Source organism: Bacillota bacterium, assembly GCA_023511835.1.
GTDB lineage: Bacteria > Bacillota > Sulfobacillia > JAIMAT01 > JAIMAT01 > JAIMAT01.
The window spans coordinates 1-5,277 of the sequence record JAIMAT010000112.1; the positions used below are offsets into that span (position 1 = coordinate 1).

3 protein-coding genes are annotated in these 5,277 nt (G+C 70.5%); all 3 read left to right on the forward strand.

The window, feature by feature from the left end; genetic code table 11:
• A partial coding sequence (locus tag K6U79_10855) for an S-layer homology domain-containing protein (GenBank protein MCL6522850.1) occupies nucleotides 1-2,127 on the forward strand: 2,127 nt, incomplete at its 5' end.
• A gap of 190 nt (nucleotides 2,128-2,317) precedes the next feature.
• Entirely contained in the window at nucleotides 2,318-4,588 is a 2,271-nt protein-coding gene (locus K6U79_10860; GenBank protein MCL6522851.1) for a YfhO family protein, read from the forward strand.
• A 123-nt stretch (nucleotides 4,589-4,711) separates the two neighbouring features.
• Nucleotides 4,712-5,059: a Rieske 2Fe-2S domain-containing protein gene (locus tag K6U79_10865; protein ID MCL6522852.1), complete on the forward strand. Its 348-nt coding sequence runs from the start codon at nucleotides 4,712-4,714 to the stop codon at nucleotides 5,057-5,059.
• The last annotated feature ends 218 nt before the right edge of the window (nucleotides 5,060-5,277 follow it).

Sequence of the window (5,277 nt, forward strand, 5' to 3'; positions counted from 1 at the left end):
CGCAATAAGCGGTACGCCGCGATCCTGTCGGTCGTGACCGTACTCGCGCTGGCGCTGAGCCTGGTGGCGGTGCCGGTGCCGAGCTTCGCGGCCGCGCCGACGGTGAAGACGAGCGCGTTCAGCGACGTGGCGGCGGACAGCGCCCAGGCGCCTGCGTTCAACGCGCTGGCGGCCATCGGTGTGTACACCGGCTATCCGGACGGGACGGCCCATCCGAGCCAGACGATCACCCGCGCCGAGGCGGCAGCCGTCGCCGTACGCCTGGCGGGGCGTGAGGCGTCGGCTACGGCCCTGGCGAACCAGACGCCCACCTTCAAGGACAACGTACCGAGCTGGGCGTGGGGCTACGTGAACGTGGCTACCTCGCTGGGCATCATCAAGGGTTATCCGGACGGGACGTTCCGGGCCAACAACCCGGTGACCCAGGCCGAGATGGTGGCCATGATCACCCGGGTGCTGGGCAACGATAAGGGCGTCACGGGTACCTGGCCTACCAACTACATGGTGTATGCCGATCAGGCAGGCCTCCTGAGCGGAGTCAACCCTGCCGCCACGGTGCCTGCGACGCGTGCGGAAGTGGCCCAGATGGCGTACAACGCGCTCTCGGTCTCGGCCAAGTACGACGCCGCGACTGGTGCGTTCGACCGCGACTACGCGGGGGCGCCTCTCGCCACACTGGATAGCCAAGGCAATCCCGTACAGAATAGCAATCCGACCACGTACGGCGAAGCGATGCACTTCGTCGTGCAGATCACCCTGACACCTTCGACGGCCCTCGCCTCCACGGTATATGTTAGTGGCGCCGCCTCGCTGCAGGGCCTCTACAATACCACGGTGCTGGCTTATAAGCCCGCCACGGCCTCGGCATATGCTGCCATCGAGCCGGCCTCCACGGGTGTCACAACGGTATCCGGAAAGTTCAGCAGCTGGGATGGCTCGGTGCTGACGATCACGGATGCCGACGGTAACAACATTCAATACCCGGTGTCTAACAGCGTCACCGTACAAATCAACGGTGGCACAAGCTACAGCGGAACCGAGAAGGTAAATCAGCTTACCTACGCGAGTCAGAACGTCACCGTGAACGTCACCCTGACGCTTGATGCCAACGGAACCGTCACGGCGATCAATGGTCTGGCCTGGAACGCCACGGGGGACCTCCAGGATGTGACGGCGTCCGCCACGGCGAGCGGAATCTCCACGCTCAAGGTCGCCGGCAGCGCTTATTCGGCACCCGCGGCGGCGCAACTCTTCCTGGATGGGAACCCGGCAACAGCCTCGGATCTGTCGAAACTGCTGACGGCTTGGAACGTTAGCGGCCTGTCCCCGCAGGCGAAGATTGCCACAAAGTGGTCCGGCAGCTATACCGGGACGGTTTATATCGCTAACGTCTACAGCAAGACCATCGCCGGCAAGGTGACATCGCTTACATCCGATGGAACCAATTACTACGTGAACCTCGACGTCAACGGTCAGACGGTCAAGGTAACCTACGACTGGAAGACTGCGGGATGGAACAGCGTCGGCCAGACCGTCACGTTTATTGTTGACACCAGCAACAACGGTCTTGCCGTGACGACAACCTCGACGACGGGAGCCGAACAGGTACAGATCGCTACATTCAACAGTTATACGGAGAGCATCGACTCGACCGGCACGCATTACATCGCGTCTGTCACATTAGCTGACGGGACACAGAAGAGCATCACCGTGGCTGACGAGACCTACAGCCTGAGTACCATTCAGAATGCCAAGGCTGGAGACGTTCTCGTTCTGGCCGACGGCGTGAACACCAGCGGCACGGTAGTCCGGTCCCCGGATCGGCTTCAAGCAAACCCGATCGATTACGTAGCGGCGCTAGTGAATGGGGACGGGAAGGCGCAACAGACATCCTTTGTCACATTGGCCGCGGTGACGGGTGGTTTCGTGGTCATTCACCAAGAGTACACGGTTAGCACCACCACGTATTTCAACGACACGTATTATCTGACGTCGCCGAACCTGTTCGTCTGGGGTAAGAACTCCAATAGCACGGTTAAAAAGCTGGCCGATGTACAGCCGGGTGACCATCTCGGAGTGTACCTGTTCAAGGGCGTAGTGTTCGGGATTCAGGATCTGGATCGCTGAGAAACCTTGAGGGTGCAAGCCGGGGCGAGCTCCAAAGCCGCCCCGGCTTGCTTTGCGGAGAAGTGGCGACGCCGTGGTAGCTTGGGTTCAGGGGGTCGGTTTGGCGAAGGCGGCTCCCGGGGGGCGGATACAAGAGAAGGTGGCGCGGGAGTTCGCGGGGGTGCTTGTTGCGCCGGGACCGGTTGGAGGCTTGTTAGTTTGGCCCCTCCTCCTCGGCGCCCGCGCCTTCCTGACCAACCTCAGCCTCGCCGTCGGCGACGGCCAGAACTACATGCTCGGCATGCGCGCCTTCTCCGCAGCCGTGTGGCGGAGCGGCCACGTGCCGCTCTGGAACCCGCTGGTCTACGGAGGCTTCCCGCAGCTGGGCGCGCTCCAGGCGGGCGACCTCTACGCGCCGGGGCTCCTTCCCTTCCTACTTTTCCCGCCGGGCGCGGCCTACGACTGGGTCCTTTACCTCCACCTGGCCGGGACGGGGCTGCTGGCCTGGCTGCTGACGCGCGAGCTGGGCGCGGGACGGGCGGGGGCGCTGGCGGCGGGCCTCCTATGGTCGGGCTCGGGCTGGCTCTGGGGGCAGGTCGGCCACCTGAACGTCATCACCACGGCGGCCTGGCTGCCCGGCATCCTCTGGACGGGCGAGCGTCTCCTGCGCCGGCCGTCGTCGGCGCGGGCCGTCCTGCTCGCGCTCTTCGTGGCGCTGGCCTGGCTGGCGGGACACCCCCAGACCTTCGCGTACGAGCTCCTGGCTCTGCTCCTCTACCTGCTGGCACGCGCGGGACGGGCGGGATGGCGCGTCCAGCTCCGCCGCGGGGCGCTCCTCCTCCTGGCGGCGGGGCTGGTGCTGGGGTGGAGCGCGCCGCTCCTGGTGGCGGCGGAGGAAGCGCGCCTCGAGTCGGTCCGCGCCGCGGTGGGGTACGACTTCCTGGTCTACGGCAGCTACCCGCCCTACATGCTCCTGCGCGCGCTCTTCCCGGGCCTCTTCGGCGGCTGGCGGGCGCAGTGGCCGGCCTTCGCCACCGCCTACTGGGGCGCCTTCGACCCCAACGAGCTGGCCTTCGGTACGGGGATGGTGGGCGCCGCGCTGGCGGCGGCAGGCCTCCTCCTGCCGGGCGGGCGGCGCGGCGGCCGGGAGGCGCCAGGGCGGCTTCCCTGGCTCCTCCTGGGCGCCGCCGGGGCGATCCTGGCGCTGGGCGGCTACGAGCCGCTCTACCGCTGGCTGGTGCGGTTGCCGGGGCTCGGCCTCTTCCGCGTCACGGCGCGGTACATGATGCTCGTCGACCTGTCGCTGGCCATGCTGGGCGGCCTCGGCGTCGACCGGCTGGCTCGGGCCCGGGAGGCCGGCTTGCGGGGGGAGGGCCCGGGCGGGGCGCGCTGGCGCCGCGCCGCGGCGCTGGCGCTGGGCGTGGCGGCGCTCGGCTGGCTGGCGGCCTTCGCCGAGCGCGCCTGGATCGCCGCCGGCCGCGCGCTGCCCGGCGAGGCGAAGGCGCTCGCCGGAGAGCGCCTGGCGCGGGCGCTGGCCACGCTCCGGCCCTCCAGCTTCCCGCTTCTCCTGCCCACGCTCCTCGCCGCGCTGGCCGCGGCGGCGCTCCTCGTGGGCGCGCGCCGCGGGGGACGGCGGGCGCGGGCGGTGGCGCTGGGCGCGGTGCTGCTGGCGGCGCTGGCGGGGGAGTACATGCAGGACCGCTTCCTCTGGTGGAGCCTCTACCCCGAGCCGAGGGAGCCGGCGCTGGTCCGGGAGGTGGCCGCGCGGCTGGGCGGGGGTGGCTCCCCCGCGGCGGGCGGAGGCTACCGCTGGTGGCTGGGCGGCGGCGCCACCGCCTGGGCGCCCACGCGGAACATGCTCTGGGGGCTTCCTTCGCCCAACGGGAACGACCCGCTGGCGCCCGCCGCCTTCGTCGAGGCGCTGGGCCTGACGCCCTGGAGGTCGGACGGCAGCACGCGCCTCGCCGCCCTCTTGCGCCAGGACGACGCGCTGGCGCTCCTGGGCGTGCGCGTCCTCCTCCTGCCGCGGGACGAGGCGGGGCTGGTCGCCGGCGACCACCGCTACCGCCCGCTGGCGGAGGGTGACGGTTTCGTCGCCTACGAGAACGTCGTCGCCCGCGGCCGCGCCTGGGCGGCGGAGCCGGGAGGCACGGTGGCGGTGCGCGAGGACCGCCCGGGGTACGCGCGCCTGGAAGTGGAGTGCAGGCCCGCCCAAGGAAGCGCTTCCTGTCCCGTCGTCTTCTCCGAGCGCTGGGACCCCGGCTGGTCGGCGGCGGTGGACGGCGCCCCGGCGCCGCTCCGCCCCTACCGCGGCCTGGTGATCGAGGTGCGGGTGCCGCCCGGCCTGCACCGGGTGGAGCTCCGCTTCGCCCCGCCCGGCTGGCCGCTCGCCCTCGCCCTGGCCGCGGCGGCGACGCTGGTCGCGGGCGCCGTCCTGGTCGCCTCGCTCCGGCGCCCGCGGGGACGCGCGCTCGCGGTATGATCGCTCCCGGGCGCCGCCGCCCCGGAGGCCGGGCCGGCCCGGGATGGGCCGGACGCCGAGAAGCCCCGGGGCGGGCCGGGCGCCGACATCCCGTCAATCCCGTCCGGAAAGGAGTACCGCAGCATGGCCTTCGAGCCGCTCTCGCTCTCCAGCCACGTCTTCGAGCACCGTTCCTCCGTCCTCACCTGGTTCCGCGGCCGCCCGGTGCTGGTGGCACAGGTGGACGGGCAGCTCTACGGGCTGGACGCCGTCTGCGCCCACATGGGCTGCGCCCTCCTCAGCGAGGTGGAGGGGAGGGAGGCGGTCTGCCCGGCGCACGGCGCCCGCTACGACCTGGCCACAGGAAGCCTGACGCAGCCCGCCGTGATCCGCCCCGAGACGCCCTGCGCCCAGGAGGAGGTGCGGACGCCGCTCCGCACCTACCGCGTGCGCGCCAACGAGAAGGGCCTTCTGGAGATCGACGCCGACTGAGAAGAACGGGGAGACGGCGACCCGGCAGCGGGGGCGGCTCCGCGCCGCCCCCCGCGCCGTCGCGGGTGCCCGCCGCGCCGGACCGCTCAGGCCGCCCGCTCCGCCTCGCTCCCGCGGCCGCTCTCGAGGAGGCGCCAGCTGAGCCAGGCCACCGCCCAGCTGAGCGCCAGGAGCGCCGCCAGCGCGTAGCCCAGGCCGTCGAAGCCGAGCCCGGCCAC